Source organism: Nostoc sp. UIC 10607, from assembly GCF_047228265.1.
GTDB classification, from domain to species: Bacteria; Cyanobacteriota; Cyanobacteriia; order Cyanobacteriales; family Nostocaceae; genus Nostoc; species Nostoc foliaceum_A.
Window position 1 is genome coordinate 1 of sequence record NZ_JBIQNW010000095.1, and the last position, 16,435, is coordinate 16,435.

18 protein-coding genes and 1 pseudogene are annotated in these 16,435 nt (G+C 39.4%); 10 read left to right on the forward strand and 9 right to left on the reverse strand.

All coding sequences use genetic code 11. From position 1 onward, the window contains the following. The first annotated feature begins 9 nt into the window (after window positions 1-9). Window positions 10-162, forward strand: coding sequence for a tyrosine-type recombinase/integrase (locus tag ACEYW6_RS33280; RefSeq protein ID WP_412983178.1), 153 nt, complete (start codon window positions 10-12; stop codon window positions 160-162). Between the two features lie 253 nt (window positions 163-415). Here ACEYW6_RS33280 and ACEYW6_RS33285 read toward each other — a convergent pair whose 3' ends face one another. Both ACEYW6_RS33285 and ACEYW6_RS33290 read right to left on the reverse strand, forming a co-directional pair. Further along, window positions 416-877: a response regulator gene (locus ACEYW6_RS33285; protein WP_412983162.1), complete on the reverse strand. Its 462-nt coding sequence runs from the start codon at window positions 875-877 to the stop codon at window positions 416-418. Between the two features lie 368 nt (window positions 878-1,245). Beyond that, complete coding sequence (locus ACEYW6_RS33290) at window positions 1,246-1,542, reverse strand: hypothetical protein (RefSeq protein ID WP_412983163.1); 297 nt, start codon at window positions 1,540-1,542, stop codon at window positions 1,246-1,248. 126 nt (window positions 1,543-1,668) lie between these two features. Between ACEYW6_RS33290 and ACEYW6_RS33295 the strand changes: the two genes are divergently transcribed. Continuing rightward, window positions 1,669-1,923: a hypothetical protein gene (locus ACEYW6_RS33295; RefSeq protein ID WP_412983164.1), complete on the forward strand. Its 255-nt coding sequence runs from the start codon at window positions 1,669-1,671 to the stop codon at window positions 1,921-1,923. 114 nt (window positions 1,924-2,037) lie between these two features. Here the strand turns inward: ACEYW6_RS33295 and ACEYW6_RS33300 are convergent, their stop codons facing one another. Both ACEYW6_RS33300 and ACEYW6_RS33305 read right to left on the reverse strand, forming a co-directional pair. Next, entirely contained in the window at window positions 2,038-2,400 is a 363-nt protein-coding gene (locus ACEYW6_RS33300) for an aspartyl protease (protein WP_412983165.1), read from the reverse strand. Then, window positions 2,397-2,714 (reverse strand): hypothetical protein, encoded by a 318-nt coding sequence (locus ACEYW6_RS33305; RefSeq protein WP_109013456.1) that lies wholly within the window; start codon window positions 2,712-2,714, stop codon window positions 2,397-2,399. The genes ACEYW6_RS33300 and ACEYW6_RS33305 overlap by 4 nt, the downstream gene beginning before the upstream one ends. Window positions 2,715-2,925: 211 nt before the next feature. On the opposite strand from ACEYW6_RS33305, the gene ACEYW6_RS33310 reads away from it, so the two are divergent. From ACEYW6_RS33310 to ACEYW6_RS33320, 3 genes are all read left to right on the forward strand, one after another. Then, window positions 2,926-3,777, forward strand: coding sequence for a ParA family protein (locus ACEYW6_RS33310; protein ID WP_412983166.1), 852 nt, complete (start codon window positions 2,926-2,928; stop codon window positions 3,775-3,777). A gap of 24 nt (window positions 3,778-3,801) precedes the next feature. Further along, window positions 3,802-4,221, forward strand: a complete 420-nt coding sequence (locus ACEYW6_RS33315) for a hypothetical protein (protein ID WP_412983167.1) — start codon at window positions 3,802-3,804, stop codon at window positions 4,219-4,221. Between the two features lie 186 nt (window positions 4,222-4,407). Next, window positions 4,408-5,385 (forward strand): tyrosine-type recombinase/integrase, encoded by a 978-nt coding sequence (locus ACEYW6_RS33320; protein ID WP_412983168.1) that lies wholly within the window; start codon window positions 4,408-4,410, stop codon window positions 5,383-5,385. An 80-nt stretch (window positions 5,386-5,465) separates the two neighbouring features. Here the strand turns inward: ACEYW6_RS33320 and ggt are convergent, their stop codons facing one another. Next, window positions 5,466-7,307, reverse strand: coding sequence for a gamma-glutamyltransferase (gene ggt / locus ACEYW6_RS33325; RefSeq protein WP_412983169.1), 1,842 nt, complete (start codon window positions 7,305-7,307; stop codon window positions 5,466-5,468). 243 nt (window positions 7,308-7,550) lie between these two features. Here ggt and ACEYW6_RS33330 point away from each other — a divergent pair, with 243 nt between their 5' ends. The 3 genes from ACEYW6_RS33330 to ACEYW6_RS33340 are packed head-to-tail and all read left to right on the forward strand — an operon-like array spanning window position 7,551 to window position 11,437. Beyond that, window positions 7,551-8,660 (forward strand): hypothetical protein, encoded by a 1,110-nt coding sequence (locus ACEYW6_RS33330; protein ID WP_412983170.1) that lies wholly within the window; start codon window positions 7,551-7,553, stop codon window positions 8,658-8,660. A gap of 57 nt (window positions 8,661-8,717) precedes the next feature. Beyond that, complete coding sequence (locus ACEYW6_RS33335; protein ID WP_412983171.1) at window positions 8,718-10,220, forward strand: MBOAT family O-acyltransferase; 1,503 nt, start codon at window positions 8,718-8,720, stop codon at window positions 10,218-10,220. 20 nt (window positions 10,221-10,240) lie between these two features. Beyond that, window positions 10,241-11,437 carry a hypothetical protein gene (locus ACEYW6_RS33340; protein WP_412983172.1) on the forward strand — a complete coding sequence of 399 codons (1,197 nt, stop codon included), beginning with the start codon at window positions 10,241-10,243 and terminating at the stop codon, window positions 11,435-11,437. A gap of 247 nt (window positions 11,438-11,684) precedes the next feature. On the opposite strand, the gene ACEYW6_RS33345 is transcribed toward ACEYW6_RS33340, so the two are convergent. Then, window positions 11,685-12,478 (reverse strand): IS5 family transposase gene (locus ACEYW6_RS33345; RefSeq protein ID WP_412983173.1). Its coding sequence is split into 2 segments (ribosomal slippage): window positions 11,685-12,139 and window positions 12,139-12,478, totalling 795 coding nucleotides; the frame shifts between segments, so codons are not numbered across the junction. Between the two features lie 364 nt (window positions 12,479-12,842). Here ACEYW6_RS33345 and ACEYW6_RS33350 point away from each other — a divergent pair. Beyond that, window positions 12,843-13,070 carry an acyl carrier protein gene (locus tag ACEYW6_RS33350; RefSeq protein WP_412983174.1) on the forward strand — a complete coding sequence of 76 codons (228 nt, stop codon included), beginning with the start codon at window positions 12,843-12,845 and terminating at the stop codon, window positions 13,068-13,070. Window positions 13,071-13,197: 127 nt separating this feature from the next. Next, window positions 13,198-14,118 (forward strand): pentapeptide repeat-containing protein, encoded by a 921-nt coding sequence (locus ACEYW6_RS33355; RefSeq protein WP_412983175.1) that lies wholly within the window; start codon window positions 13,198-13,200, stop codon window positions 14,116-14,118. Between the two features lie 79 nt (window positions 14,119-14,197). On the opposite strand, the gene ACEYW6_RS33360 is transcribed toward ACEYW6_RS33355, so the two are convergent. From ACEYW6_RS33360 to ACEYW6_RS33370, 3 genes and pseudogenes are all read right to left on the reverse strand, one after another. Then, window positions 14,198-14,866, reverse strand: a complete 669-nt coding sequence (locus ACEYW6_RS33360) for a hypothetical protein (protein ID WP_412983176.1) — start codon at window positions 14,864-14,866, stop codon at window positions 14,198-14,200. Window positions 14,867-14,950: 84 nt separating this feature from the next. Beyond that, on the reverse strand, window positions 14,951-15,823 hold the full coding sequence (locus tag ACEYW6_RS33365; RefSeq protein ID WP_412983177.1) for a hypothetical protein: 873 nt from the start codon (window positions 15,821-15,823) through the stop codon (window positions 14,951-14,953). A 293-nt stretch (window positions 15,824-16,116) separates the two neighbouring features. Continuing rightward, window positions 16,117-16,435, reverse strand: a pseudogene (locus ACEYW6_RS33370) (hypothetical protein); the annotation flags it as partial.

The window sequence follows — 16,435 nt, forward strand, 5'->3', positions numbered from 1 at the left end:
TGTCACATGATGCGCCATGCTTGCGGTTACTATCTGGTGAATCAGGGGTATAACACCAGGGAAATCCAAGACTTCCTCGGACACCGTGATATCAAACACACTGAAAAATATACAAAGCTGAATGCTCGACGCTTCCTGAATTTTGATTGGGGTGATTTGTAAAAGTTGAGAAATGGATATCTAAAACAACAAATAAATTCGTACAACCAAAGGTTGATTAGGACATAAGAGCGATGGTTTTATGAAGCTCACCTAGAATGCGATTGCATGAAGGCACTGGACTTTGGGCAATAGTGTGACTTAACAAAACCATCGCTCTTATAGTAGTTAATTTTGAGCAGTTCGTAGAAGTTGTAGAAGTAAGAAAAAATTATTGGTTTGTGACTGTCAAACTGCCCCAAAGCCAATTTGACTATTAGTATTTGCCCAAAAACATCGGAGTTTTTTTAGACTCTCTTAGTAGCAGTTTTGCAACTTCTGTTATTAACTCTGTAGCAGTTGAAGGCTTTTGAAGATAAGTTTGAAACCCAGATGCCAAAGCTTTTGAGCGCGTCTTGCCTTCAGTACAACCACTAAAAGCAATCGCTGGAATTTCTCTAGTTTTGAACTGCGGAAGTTTTCTGAGTTTCCGTATCAAAAAATACCCGTCTTCTTCTGGCATAGCAATGTCACTAATTAAAAGATCCACCCGAAACTGTTTAAGGACTTCAAATGCTGTTGAAGCATTGGATGCCGTCATCACCCGAAATCCATAGCTTTCAAGAATATAGGTAGTCAAGAGCAGAAAATCGTTTGTATCATCTACTACAAGAATTGTCATTCCTTTGAAGATATCTATATCATCTTCAAGATACGCATCACAATAACTTTCTGCCACGATAAATTGGCCTCCTTAGTTGCCAACTCAATTACGGAGGAAGTCCTACTAGTGGCTAGCGCTAACTAGCTACCTAGTGGGCACTATTAATTGTTTGTAAATTAGCAAAACAATTTATTAAATCAAGTTTCTCTACCTTGAGTCTTATTCCTTTAGACTGAGAAATTGGGTGTGAATTAAGGAAGTTAGTATTTACTTTTACAAGAGTCCTCATTCTTTGTACCCTCACTTGATTTTTATCAAGTCGGTTAATGGTAGTTAAACGACATCTATGGCAAGCGGCTGTGAGGGAGCAACCTGCGCCACTCCGTCCTGACTGGCGGTCAGTCCGGTAACTGTTAACTGGCCGTCCTGACGGGCAGATCAAGTTAAATAAATTTTTCTTGAGTCAAAATATTAATTTTCAAATCGGATACATTATTGGACTTAACCATAAACAGTAGATGGCCTCTCATTGTTGCTTCTTCATTTAAAGGTACTCCACTAAACAAACAGGGAAACTCATGTGCTGCATCACAATTTTTCGCTAATTCAAGTGCTATTGGTTTCAGTGAATTTGTATTGACAAATAATGCAGAATCTCTCTGTGCATTTTCCAGTTCTGGGATAGTATACCAGTTGAAAATAATATGGGGTACAGCCGGGATAAGTGCAAATTGGGACACGTTATAAAGTTTTGTAACATCAGCATCGATTTGCTTAGTTTCTTGATATATCTAGTTTGTAAGTATTTTTGATCCTTTGGTGTATTTCCCTTTAGCTATTTAAATAATTTTGAGGAGAATTAAATAATGAAAAAAATTTTAAATCACTCAACAATTGCCAGTCTAATTATATTGACATTTGCATATAACACCAATGGAAAATTCATTGCATATCATCATTTAGAGAAAAGTTTATTCCAGGACAAAACTACAATAGCCGGAACATGCTGGTCAGTTGAACTTCAAGATTGGGTGAGGTGTCCATCGATCGCGATCGCAACGATAACACCGCAGGCATCGCAGACTGACTATTTGGCATTGAGCCAAGATGGACGTATTTAGCAATTGATAACAGTTCGCAATAACTATGCAGTGGCGTGCCTGTCAACGTAGTAATGGGCATCCCAGCGCGGTAGACTGTAATATGTCGCGGTTTTTGGAAACTGTGCGCCCCTATCATCCCAGCGTTAACACCCTAGACGGCATATCCACCACCAACCGTCGAGTTTTTAACCACTGGCGACCAAGTAAAACTTCTGACACTCCTTCACCCACATGAACGGGAATATCAAATTCCTTGCCATCAATTCGCACTCTTCCTAAATAAATGTCAAATTCTGCTTCTCCTTGGGCTGTGAGCATTGTTTGCTGTTCTAGATAAATCCAATCAAGTGCTTCTAAATCCTGGTTATTAATTGCCAGCCACCAAGAAAAACCTGTATCAAAAAGTGCTTCTACTGGTATTTCTGATCCATCAACAGCTATCAACTCTATCTCAAAAAATAATTCATCCTCATCACCAAAGTTGCCAGAAATCATATCGTGCCGCACACCCCAGTTTCATTTATGCGGAAAACGTGCAGCCGGAAGTTCGGGTATTTTTCATGTGCCATCTGGCTAACTGCTAATGCATCCTCGTTAATAAAATATTCTCCGCTTTCTGGTTCAACTGCTACATACCAGTTGTAGTGAGTCTTAATTAAAGAAGGTTGCAATTTTTGAAAGATTTGTTCGCAACGCTGCTTAAATTCTGCTTTTTCAGCTTTCCATTGAGCTTTCTTCTCTGATGACCACTGGATTTCGGGGAATATTCTCCCCCGGCGCACTGTACGAGTAGACTTGGCTTCAGTCATGGTTAGTTCTGCTTTACTGCAATATCTATATTGAACTGCAATCCAGACTACTTGGGGTTTATCGTTGGCAAGTTTAGTCTGGAACATTATAGCTTAACTAAAATACAATTTTACTTTTGTACAAAAGTAAAATTGCACTATAGTACAATTCTACAAAAGTAAACTAGTATATTTGTGACATTGTACTTTAGTAATTTTATGTAATTGCTTTATGCCAAATCCGCCAACAGTAGTCTCCTTGGGCTTGGCTGGGGGTCAGGGAAAGTCTACAGTAGCCTTGATGCTGGGGAGGTATTTGGGGCGCTTAGGAATTCCCGTTTTGTTTGTGGATTGCGACCCTCAATCTAGCTTGACCAGTTTTTTAGGGGTGCAAGTGCAGCCTGATACCCCAACATTACTGGAAGTTCTGACACAGCCAGAAGAGAAAACAAAAATTATCGATGCCATTGCGTCTGTACCAGACGTAAAACTGGGCGACCGCATGATTAACAATAGCAACCTGTTCTTAATTCCTTCCGATGATGGGTTGGAGAGTGCTAACTATAAATTGGCCTCCAGTGGCTTAAGTCTGTTTATTTTAAGAAATCGCCTCCAGCCAATTGTGAGTAATTTCGGTGTGGCAATTGTAGACCCACCCCCAGAGCGTTCACATTTAGCGCAGACTTCCTTGGGTGCTGGGGATAGATGGGTGATTCCAGCAGAGTCAAACGTCAAAGGAGTTCAATCGCTGTTGCGGACTTTGGAATTAATCAAAGAATTTAAAGGAGCGCTACCTTATGGTGAACTACTGGGTATAGTGCCTTTTCGCGCTCGGTGGACTGGTTTGCACCCAACAACCGCTACTAAAACAAGTATCGATACCATACGGCAGCTGGTGGGTAGTGAGTTGATGTTGCCGCATATTTTGGAATCGGATGTATTCAAAAATGCCATCAACCAACGGGTTGCACCAACAGACTTGGGGCAGCCAAATCTGGAATATGCGATTCATGTCTTAGCTCAACGACTCAAGCCAGCTTTGCCAGAAGAATATGCCAAATTAATTCCCTTAGAAACAGCGTAATAAATTTTACTAAAAGGTGAAAAGATGAATATCCTAGACGAAATCAGAAATAGAGCGGTTGCACCAACAGTTGCACCACGAGAAGATGTGTTAGCTCCACAACAGCAGGGTTCTCCTACTCCTGATATGCCATCGACTGCTGATAGCTCCGTTTCTGAACTCACTTTATTAGAAGAGCAACTACGGAACTTGCCGGAAATTGCGCCTAGAGTACCTGTACGTTTAGAAATGGCAATCAAGCAAGAACTCGATGAACTATGCAACCTTGAAAAAATAACAGTTGAAACGCTCTTGGAAGCTTTTTATGTTATCTGCCAAGATAAAGATACAGTCATGAAACAAGTACTAAAAGAAGCCAAAAAACGGCTGAAGAGTCGCAAAGAAGCAGGTAATATTCGCTCTAGCATTACTCGTTTAGCTAACTTGGCCAAGAAACGAAAGTAGCTTGAGGGTCGATAGCATCCACCCAGCGCAAGTTTAACAATGTTCAGACACAAATCTCTGCACAGAGGGACTTTTAGCCCAAATAGGTGTAGAGAAAGGTTATTCACACACCACATAACGCCTGAAAGTTGTGCAGTAAGCCACTTTTGAGGGAGGATCTATTTCAAAGCACCTACTAGACAGCCCGTGAACACCAAAGCGATCGCTGACAATTTTAAACCTGAATCGCTGGCATTAACCCAACCAGTACCGCTAACTTTACACCCAGCTGAAGTTTACCTTAACAGTCTTGGGGAGGGTTCAAGGCGGACAATGCGGGAAGCACTCAACGCGATCGCCCAACTGCTAACCAGTGGTACTTGTGATGCAAGCACTTTGGATTGGTCAAAGTTGCGTTACCAGCACACAGCCGCAGTTAGGTCAGTGCTGATGGAAAAATACAGCCCAGCAATGGCTAATAAAATGTTGTGTGCATTGCGGCGAACGCTTAAGGAAGCTTGGCGATTGGGCTTAATGTCCACGGATGAGTATGGACGAGCATCTGATATTGAGTCCGTGCGGGGCCAGAGTTTATTGAAGGGGCGCTCCCTTGATACCGAAGAAATTGCTGCGCTTTGGGATGATTGTATTCAAGATGACTCAACATTGGGACGGAGGGATGCGGCACTACTGGCAGTTTTGACCGTAGGATTGCGTCGCAGTGAGGTAACTTACCTTGATTTGAGTGATTTTAAACCGCGCACTCGGTCATTAACAATACGGGAAGCTAAGGGGCGGAAGGAACGAATTGTCTATTTACCTGAAGCTGGTGTGCAAGCTGTCCTTGATTGGCTGCTGATTCGGGGTAAAGCGCCAGGGTCGCTTTTTTATCCTTTAAATAAGGCGAAGAAAATCATACCGAGACGGATGAGTGAGCAGGGGGTGTTACGGGCATTGCAACGGCGGGGGGAAAAAGCTGATGTGGAAGCGTTTACACCCCATGATTTTAGAAGAACTTTTATCGGTAATCTATTAGATGCAGGTGCAGATATCGTCACAATAGCGAAACTTGCAGGTCATGCGTCGCCAAGTACTACAAGTAAATACGATAGGCGTGGGGAAGCGGCGAAGAAACGGGCAGTTGATTTGTTAAATGTGCCTTACAAAAAGCGGAAAAATCGCTGAAGAACACCGTTACGAAAAAACCGTTATATGTGTTCATGGCGATAAAGGGTATCATACCTGTTTGACTATTAACCAAATGTTCAAAATCCTCGTGGAGAACCTTCACCTCGAGGATCGGCAGCTCCTTCTAAGCTTCCATCTTCTGTAACAACAATCGCATTAGCATCACCCCAAGGAGTAGTTTCTTTAATGTTGTGTCCCCGACGGCGTAACTCTTGCAAAGTTGGAGCATCAAAACCCCAAGATTCTACTCGCAACTCATCGGGAAGCCACCGATGATGGATGCGTGGAGCAGAAATGGCTGCACCAATATCCATTTTATATTCCAACACATTTAGAACAATTTGCACTATCTGAGTGATGATAGCAGTGCCACCAGGCGTACCCACTGCCATGCGGAGGCGACCATTCTCCGTAATAATTGTAGGAGTCATGCTAGATCGCGGAGTTTTACGCGGTGTGATTGCATTGATATCGTTACCTATTACACCGTAAGAATCAGCCATTCCCGGCGCAGATGTAAAATCATCCATATGATTGTTGAGGAGAATTCCAGTTTTGGGTATTATGACACCAGAACCAAAACCAAGATTTATCGAAAAAGTCAAACTAACAGCATTACGCTGCTCATCCACAACTGTTAGATGACTAGTTTCGGATGATTCATGTTGAGTTAAATATTTAGTTACAGACAAATGGTTCAATAGCCTTGTCCTCAAGCTCTCTCCATTGGTAATGAAAGAAGTAAATCTAGGTGAATTAGGACTGAGCTTGGTTAACTGATTTAGGGTTTCTTTATCTACTGGTTTAATTTCACTCGAAGGTTTAGCCACCTCCATATTAATTTCTTGGCGACGTTTTTTGGCATAAGCAGGACTGATTAGTTGTTGTACAGGGACTTCGACAAAATCTGAATCACCTATATATTGCGAGCGATCGGCGTAAGCAATCTTCATTGCTTCTGCTATTAAATGCAAAGCATCAGGGTGATGCCATCCCAGAGATTTGAAATCAGTGTCCCCAATAATATTTAAAATTTGTAATAGGTGAACTCCCCCTGATGAAGGTGGTGGCATTGAGCAAATTTTAGCTTCGCGGAAATTTCCACACAGGGGATTACGCCAAATTGGTTTATATGCTTTGAGGTCTGCAAGTGTAATTAATCCACCGTTTTTTTCCATGTCAGAGGCGATAGTCTGAGCAATACTTCCGGTGTAAAAACTTTGGGGATTCTTGGCAATTCTCTTTAAAGAGTCAGCTAAATCACGCTGTATTAACTGATCTCCTGGCTGATAAAATTCACCATTTTGAGTGAAAATTTCCTTCGCTACTGGATTGTCGAGAACTGCTTGCTTGCGGTTTGCATAAGATTGTACTGATCGCCAAGAAACCTCGTGACTCAAAATAAAGCCATCTTTAGCAAGAGTGATCGCAGGTTTCACCACCTCTTGCCAAGAGAGCTTACCATACCTACGATGTACTTCATAAAGTCCCGCCACTACTCCTGGTGTCGCTACTGCCAAATAACCATTAGTACTGGCATTCGGGCGCACCTTACCTTGAGTATCCAGGTACATATTTCTTGTGGCTTTGAGAGGTGCGCGTTCACGAAAATCTAGAGCTTTGATTTCACCAGTTTTCTCAGAGCGCATCAGCAAAAATCCACCGCCGCCGATTCCTGCTGCAAAAGGCTCGACTACAGAGATCGCAAAGGCTGTGGCGACAGCAGCATCAACTGCATTACCACCCTTGCGTAACATTGAAATTCCCGCTTCACTTGCTAGAGGATGAGCCGAAACTACCATCGCCTTTTTAGTACGTAAAGGTAATGTAATAGTTGCTAATGTTACTTGGTCATAAACCAGAACGCTTAGAGAAAAGACAGCAATTGTCGCACAATAGAATTTAGCAAGAGTAAGCATTATTTATGCAACTTTGTTTGATATTTGTAACATACCCTTTTCCGAGTACATTAATTTAGATACCATAATAAATTTTGCTAAAATGTCATCTTATCTTAACATATTTTTATTTTAATATATTTACTTTTTAAATAATTTGTTGTAATCTACTAAAGTAATTACTCTTTAGCTTAATCTTGCGTAATAAAAAATAATTTAATTTTATTAATAAATTGTTAATTGATGTTTTTAATAAATGTAAATATGCTAAATAAATATACAATTTATTTTAAAGGTAAAACAAAAGCTTGGAGATTTTTAGCAATTTTTGCTGCAAGTTTATTAAGCGTTTTTATTGCCATTGCTGTTCTTAATTATAATATCAATCCTTTAAGATACAGTACTAACGCTCATAGCAAAGTTGCCAATTATTTATCTAAAGGACTGAACTATGAAATATTTGACCCTAACATAAATTGGCGAATGCTTAGGCGGGAGCATATTCGCCAGATGCCTACAACTCCGGAGATTATTGTTTTCGGAGGTAGTCGTTTTCAAGAGGCTTCATCTAAGTTAGTAAAAAACAAAAGCTTTTATAACGCTTTTATACATAGTGATTATCTTGAAGACATGTTTGCATTAACTAAATTACTGCTTGATGCAAAACGGCTACCTAAAACATTAATTCTTAGCATTAGATATCAAACTTTCGTGCCTTTTGAAAAAAGAGATTCCAATGACTGGCTAACTTTTGCATCTGAATACCGTGCTATGGCCAAGAGTCTAAGTGTTACTACACCCTCTTTGTTTAAGACGTTCTCCTTGGAAGATTGGACAGAGCTGTTTTCTGTTGAGGCTTTGAAACAGCAGCTTGAGCTACGCGGAAGCGTTGCCTCACAACCAGGCCCTACGAAAGAAGCCTTAAGCAAAGAATTTGACTTAATAAAAGCTGATGGTTCAATGGCTTGGTCGGCTGAACATCAGAAACTTTTCACAGAAAAATATGCTCTTAAAGATGCTTTAAATAAATTTAAACGTAATGAGAAAAAGCGATTGGAAACTGACCCAGAACTTGTTGTGGCATTAGGTAAATTAATTGAGTTTTTGCAGAGTCAGGGTACGCGTGTTGTATTTGCACAAACTCCTTTCCATCCAGTGTATTACTCGAAAATGCTCAATACTCCTTACGGTGAAGATTTACAGCGTATAGAAATGGAAGCTCACCGTTTAGCTAAAGCTCATAACACAATTGCAGTGGGAAGCTTCGATCCAAATAAAATTGGCTGTCCTGTATCAACATTTATAGATTGGCATCACGCTAATGGAGACTGTTTAGTTAAAATTTTTAATGCTATTCCTGAACTAGGAAATTAAAAATAATTGTACCAGCTAAATAAACTTAAAAGTGTGCTAAAGGATTAAAATCTCCAAATGCTTTTTCATTCATACGAATTTATTTTTGGTTTTTTACCAATCACATTAGCTGGGTTTATTCTTTTAAGTAATAAAAAGGACAAAAACTTAGCATTAATTTGGTTGGTAGTAGCATCAATAGTATTTTATGCTTCATGGTTGCTACAATACAGTATTCTTCTTATTGCCTCTACAATATTTAATTATTATATTGGACACTTATTCGATAAAAATCGTCAAAAACAAAAGATAAACATTTTCCTTTTATGTTTTGCATTAACTATTAATTTACTAACACTTGGTTATTTCAAATATATAAATTTTGGTATTGAGAATCTAAACGTTTTTTTATCTAATACTATACCCAATTTAGATATAGTTCTTCCAATTGGGATTTCTTTTTTTACTTTTTATCAAATAATTTATCTTATCGATGTTTACAACGATCAAGTAGAAAAACATAATTTATTAGAGTATTTTTTATTTGTAACTTTTTTTCCTTATATAACTGCTGGCCCGATCGTGCTGCAAAAAGAAATTTTACCGCAGTTGAAAAACATATATTACTTTAATATTGATGACCTAGTTATTGGCTTGTCAATATTTTCCATTGGATTGTTTAAGAAGCTAGTTTTGTCCGATGGAATTGCCCCCTATGCTAACGCTATATTTGATACAGCTAATGGTAGTCTAATAGGCGCTGCTGATGGTTGGTTAGGTGTGATCGCATATACCCTACAACTCTACTTTGATTTTTCGGGGTATTCAGATATGGCGATTGGACTTGGCTGTATGTTTGGTATTAAATTGCCACTTAACTTTAATTCTCCGCTTAAATCAGTCAGCATAATTGATTTTTGGCGACGGTGGCACATAACTATGACACGTTTTTTCACAATGTTTGTGTATTCACCATTAGCTATCAGCCTGATGCGAATGAGCCTGAGAAAAGCTTATAATCCTGCTTTAACATTCACTGTAGCTATTGCTTTACCAATTGTTTTTACGTTCACGCTAGCAGGATTATGGCATGGTGCAGGATGGACTTTTGTGATCTTTGGGCTAATTCACGGAGTTGCACTGGCTGTCAATCATGCTTGGAAAGAATTACGGCTAATATCGCCACCGCCAGTAGTTGGATGGACAATAACTATGGGTGTTGTTGTAGTCGGACTATTATTCTTCCGTGCAGAAAGCTTGGCTACTGCTTGGAGTATTTTGCAAGGAATGGTCGGTATAAATGAAGCATTCATAAGTAAAAATGTTACTAAACTTTTGAACTTATATACTGTATTGCCTTGGATAGTTCTTTTGTCCACTATTGTGCTTTTCGCGCCTAATACGCAAGAATTGATGCGAAATTTTTCCGTCACTACAGATTCTTTAGAAGAAGATTTACCTTGGCCGTCATGGTTGGCATGGCAACCTAATGTCGGTTGGGCTTTATTTTGTACTATTTTGTTTTTAGTAGCTATACTTTCAATAAGTGAGCGCACGGAATTTCTTTATTACAAGTTTTAAGATAATCCCTATATACAAATATGATAAGTTTCCGCATAGAACTATCTAAGGTTATCGATGAAGATCTTGCTGCCGACATTGAAAAAGAATCGGTTTATGTATCACCTTTTCTCCGTCAACTTAGAGTGACTGCTGATAGAACTGCTGTTGAAGTTGAAATAAGTGAGAGTGTCTCTGAAAATCAGGTACGCAGTAAAGTCAATCGTTATCTTGAAGCAATGTTGTCAAGGTTTCGCAAGATTGAGAGTAAAGTTCACCTCCGTAACGAAAGACACAACCAGAAACCTTTTACTCTTGATGTTTATAACGAACTTAAAAAGCGAGGATGGCTTTTTGAGCTTGGTCCTGGATATATTGGTCTCACAGGTCCTGCGCTTATGCTGATGAACACGATAGATGAGACTTTTACAAAACTCTACCGTGAAAGCTTTGGTGCGCTCGACTGTATGTATCCCACGTTTGTAAAACCAGATTTGCTAGCACGATGTGGTTATTTTGAGTCTCACCCAAACACGGTGTCAATGGTTACTCATCTGATAAATGATTTCGATGCGATTGAACAATTCCGTCAAGAAAATTTGAATGGAGGTGAACTTCAGATTTCTAATCCAGATATGCTGGCAACACCACATGTTTGTCTAAACCCAGCAGCCTGTTTCCCTTGCTATCAATCGCTTGAAGGACAGACAGTAGGCGAGAGTGGTTGTGTGCGAACCTGGCAAGGTCGTGTATTTCGCTATGAATCCAAGAACGTCACAGGTCTTGAGCGACTGTGGGAGTTCAATGTGCGCGAACTTGTTTTTATCGGTACTGATGAATTCGTTACTGCAAAGCGCAGCCAAGTGTTGGAACTTATTGCAAAACAAATCGCCGAATGGGATTTGGAATGTCAAATTGAGACGGCAACGGATGTTTTCTTTGCCACAGTATCTGCCGCAAAGATGTTTTGGCAGCAATCTCTCGAAGTTAAATACGAAATTCGTTTAGCTATAGAGCTAGAAAAACAGAGTATTTTGCGTTCCGTTGCGGGTGGTTCTATAAATATGCACGGAAACTTTTTTGGAACTAAACTCAACATTACTGCTGCTGATGGCCACCCTGCATTTACTGCCTGCGTGGGATTAGGAATTGAGCGTTGGGTATTGGCTATATTTGCACAACATGGTTTTAATCCTGACTGCTGGCCTGCTTTCCTAAGAACAAGAGTTTTTGAATAGCTTTGTTTTATAAATTGAAAAAAGCTAAAATCTCGTCAAATAAAAATATTAATATTTATTACAAATTCCAAGTAGTTTATATTTGATAATATTGCTTATACAAAATGATTTGAACCCAAATAGGGGTTCAGCCGGGATACCTGTAAAACGAGACACGTTGTAAAGTTATGTAACGCAAATCAAGCAGAACTCTTGATATACGGTTGTTTCAATCCCAAGCTTTAGAGACCATTTATAAAGTAAATCTTTAGAGAACTAAACGACGTAGCATGATGCGAGTCATAACGGCATATATAGCAGCTTCGCTCATTTCTGGGAGATGCTCATAGTCCTTACTAAGACGACGGTACTGGTTAAGCCAACCAAATGTTCTTTCTGCTACCCAACGTTTGGGTAAAACCTGAAATTCTTGCTCAGTACGCCGTATGACTTCCACATGAGCTTGAATCATTAACCAAACACAGAGCGCAAACTTATCACCGTCATAACCGGAATCAACCCACATCACTTCAACTTTTTCCAGTAATTCTGGACGCTCCTCTAACAGTTCCATCAAAGCATAAGCAGCAAGTACTCGTTCTGGGGCATTTGCTTCACTCACAACCACTTTCAATAAAAGTCCCAGACTATCAACTAAAGTTTGCCGTTTTCTTCCTTTTACCTTTTTACCGCCATCAAAGCCGTACACATCCCCCTTTTTTCAGCCGTTTTAACCGACTGGCTGTCTGCGGCGATCGCAGTTGGCTGTGTTGATTTACCTAATTTTGCACGAACTTGATCACGCAGTGTATGGTTTAATTTTTCCCAAATTCCTTTGCGCTGCCATTTGCGGTAGTAGCTGTATACTGTTGAGCTTGGTGGAAAGTCCCCAGGAAGCATATTCCATTGACATCCTGTTTTCAAGTGATAGTAGATTGCATTGCATACTGCTCGCATATCAGTTGTGCGCGGATGTCCTCCTTCTTTGGGTGGTGGAATTAAGGGAGCCAGGATTTCCCACTCCATATCATTTAAGTCTGTGGGATAAGACTTTCGTGCCATGAGCAACTATGTAAATACACTGTATATGACGTATCTTAATCCTTAAGAGCATCCCCTCCTACTCGCCTTTAGATTTACTTTATAAATAGCCTCTTACTTTATTCTTCCAGTTGAAACATTCCCAAAAATGATTGTTTATGGGCAAGTTTGAGGCATTGAAAGGGGTCAAGAGTTGATTTTAACGTGCAAAACTTTGATTAACCCAGTACCATTTATGGGCAAGTTGGTAAATCAATAAAACACGTTCTGCAACATCTATTTACAACGTGTCCCAATTTGCGCGTATCCCGACTGAACCCCAAATAAATAATGGTAAAATAATTACATTGTGTAATTTTTGTATCAAAAAATTGGAGAAGACACTATGAGACTGGAAGAAATATTTGCTTCTGTGTTATCTGAACCTATCTCAAATATAACAGACTTTTCAAGCCCTAAAAATCTTAAAAGTTGGAATAGCTTGCGGCATATCCAACTAGTAACTACTATCGAAAATACTTATAAAGTAAGGTTTACGACTGCTGAAATAGTAACTCTTAATTCCGTAGCTGATATTCGAGAAATATTATCAAATAAAGGTATTAAAGTTTGAGACATACCCTTAATAGAAACATCAAGAGATAAAAGATGCATTAGATTATGTAGGCTTTAGCCAAGAAGCTTTTTAACAGATAAATTATGAAGTACTAGCTATTAGTAACCTTTACGCAATTCCATTAATGAACCAGGACAAACTTAAGCAAAAACTAAGAATTGAACATTTAGCAGACAAGTGGGTACACCAAAAAAAATCTAATAATTATTTACTTAAAGGACGACAACTAAAAGAAGCCAAGCGTTTTCAGGAGTACGAAAATGCAAACTTAATGCTATCACCTTTTGCTTGTGAATTTATTCAGCAAAGTATCACGTACAGACGAAATAATCGCTTCAGGCTGATTGGATTTGGCTTTTTTCTCATATGTACTTTAACAATATATCTAGAATTGGTTGCTCAAAAAGAAAAAACAATTAAGGAACTTTGGATTAGAATTAATGCTACTAAAAGACAGAAAGAAAGTTCGTTACTAGTCTCAGCACTTCAAGAAATGGTTAACCTTGGCGGTAGGTTACATAATGTTCAACTCGCTAGTGCTAACCTCACTGGTGCTGACCTCGCCAGTGCCGACTTGCGATATGCTAACCTTCGCTATGCCAACCTCATCGGTACCAACCTTACCAGTGCCAACCTGACTGGAGTCGACCTTACCAGTGCTAATCTTACTAATGCCAACCTGACTGGAGTCGACCTTACCAGTGCTAATCTTACTAATGCCAACCTGATTGGAGTCGACCTTACCAGTGCTAATCTTACTAATGCCAATCTGACCGGAGTCGACCTTACCAATGCCAACCTTACCAATAGTGACCTCACCAGTACTAACCTTGCTAATGCCAACCTCACCAGTACCATCCTTATCAGTACCATTCTTGTCAGTACCAAACTCACCAGTGCTAACCTTACCAGTGCCAACCTCCGAAATTCTCAGAACCTAACTCTTCAAGAGTTAAAAACAACGAGAAATTGGGATAAAGCGTGCTATGACCGAGGATTTCGCAAACGACTCGGCTTGCCTTTAGAAAATCCAAATCAATGTTGAGAAACAGCGGTGCGCGGTCGAACCTTGAAAAATGCTTGTCTTACACGATTGGGCTAATACGTGGAATACAGGACTGAAACTACTTACCAAACCTGATAGTCCAGCAATCGTCTCGCAAATCTGGCGGGAGTTCTGCGGGGAACTCATCAGTAGCATCTATCATGATGCTAAAGTGTTGATCCGCGTATTTTCCTAACCTTTTGATTTCACGCAGCCATTTTGCAAGGTTCTTACCCATAAAATCAGGATTAGACGTATCGAGAATCAATAGACGTACTCCGCTACTAGCCATCCGTCGCAGCCGTTTCTCAATTTGTTTAGATGTAATTGATGAGGGTTTAATGCGGTAGGGGTCAGCAACATAGATACTTATGACAGCTACACTGTATCGACCTTCTTTTATTGCATCACCATTATCAATACTCCCCATGAAAATAAAAACTTCATGGTTATCAGGGCAGGATTCCAAATCAACAACATTCAAAACATTAGTGGCAATTTCTTTATTTAGGTATTGATGAGTCGTTGATTCATCCAGCCACAAAGTCTCAAGCCCATCTTTGTTTGGGTAAGCGAACGAGCCTTTGTCTGGGTGAAACTCTCCAACATTAATTAAGGCATACCCTTTGCCAAACTCCCGCTTCATTTGATGTATCTGCTTAAACGCCTTCGCCACAAAACTTGTATCAAGAAGCACTTGTGAGCAGAAGTCACTTAAAGCTTGCTGCAAAATTGAATTGGCATCCACAATAAACAGGGCTGTATTTGAAGTTGATGATAATAACTCATTCTAGTATGTTTAATTGGCAGTGATTTCAAGTTGCGCCATCGGTTAGAGAGAGATACCTTTAGTCTGTCTTCTTTCTTGTCGAAGAGCCTCTGATATTATTTGTTGCAATACACGTTCTGCTTTTTGCCAAAGCTGAATATCTTCTCTTTCTACTGACCCAATATAAATCGGTGAATACTCAAGCTCACCTGACTGGTTTCGGTTGACTGCCACTCGAAAAATTTCACCTCGTTCATCATGGGTAAATACCAACTCTTTATCCTGTTTCTCCAGAGTTGCACGTTTGAATCTCAGGCTATTTGAGCCAGTTTCTCTTAATTGCCAGTTGATTAATTCAACAGCAATAGGCACAGCCATCGCTAAGAATTCCGATTCAATACGCTGCTTTTCATCGAGTGATTGTTCTGGTTCTGACTTTTGAGTTACCAGTTGATTGCTAGCGATAAGTACCAATTCTCTAGCTTCATCTTGTGTCCATCCGGCTGGACTGGCTTTGATAATTTCTTCAACATCTTGGGGTGGTTTATTATCTTTGAGCGCCTGTATAGCAATTTCTTTATCTCGGTCAGTTACTAATAAGTTTTGCAAGTCGGCGCTGTAATACTCATATAACTCGGCTGAAAGTTCTTCTTTTAGCTTTGGTTTATCTGTGGTTATAGTTGGAGTTTGATTAAGAGCAATTGCGTCTACTGTTTTTTGCGATCTCTGGAGTTGATCCAAATAAACAATCGCTGCTTCCAGTCCGTCGAATATGGTTCTTCCGGCTGATAGCTGCTGCTGAGATTGAGAAATTTGTTGCGTTAATTCTAATACTGTTTGGGTTAAGGCTGACTCGACAGTCGATTGCTCAACATAATCAGAAATTGATAAGATAGCTCTCTTTTCTAGATATGATTGTAACTCAGTCGCAAGCACTGCATCCAGGTCATTAAATGTAGTTTTAGCTGTAACGAGTTGCTCTTTGTATTGAGAAAGTTGTTGCGTTAATTCTAATACTGCTTCAGTTAAGGCAGATTCAACAGTCGATTGCTCAACGTAATCAGAAATTGATAAGATAGCTTTCTTCAGTAAACCAAAAAGTTTTTCTCCAAAGAGCGATCGCTAAAATACTTATATGTTTTAATACTTGTTTACAGACAATTCTTTAACTAGCAAACATAGTATAAATAACGATTACTTATAGTTTGGTGATTAAGAATTTCTTGGCGCTAACCTGACGGAATATAAATCCTTTCAATTACTTGATATTTGCGCTGCAAGGCCTGAGATAAAAAGGCTAACATCTGTTTGAGGGTAAAAAGTGTGCGATAAATTAATCGACTACCTTTCCTTTTACGACTGATTCTGAGCCAAAGAATATTTACCCAAATATTAACAAGAAGAAAGGAGATACCAATAAATAGTAATCTCAACACTGGGTTTTTATTATTTGTTTTAATTCGACAAACATTTTTTAGTCTATAACTAGTTTCAATACCAAATCTTTTTCGATAATCTTCATATATATAATTTAAATTTGTTTTGATT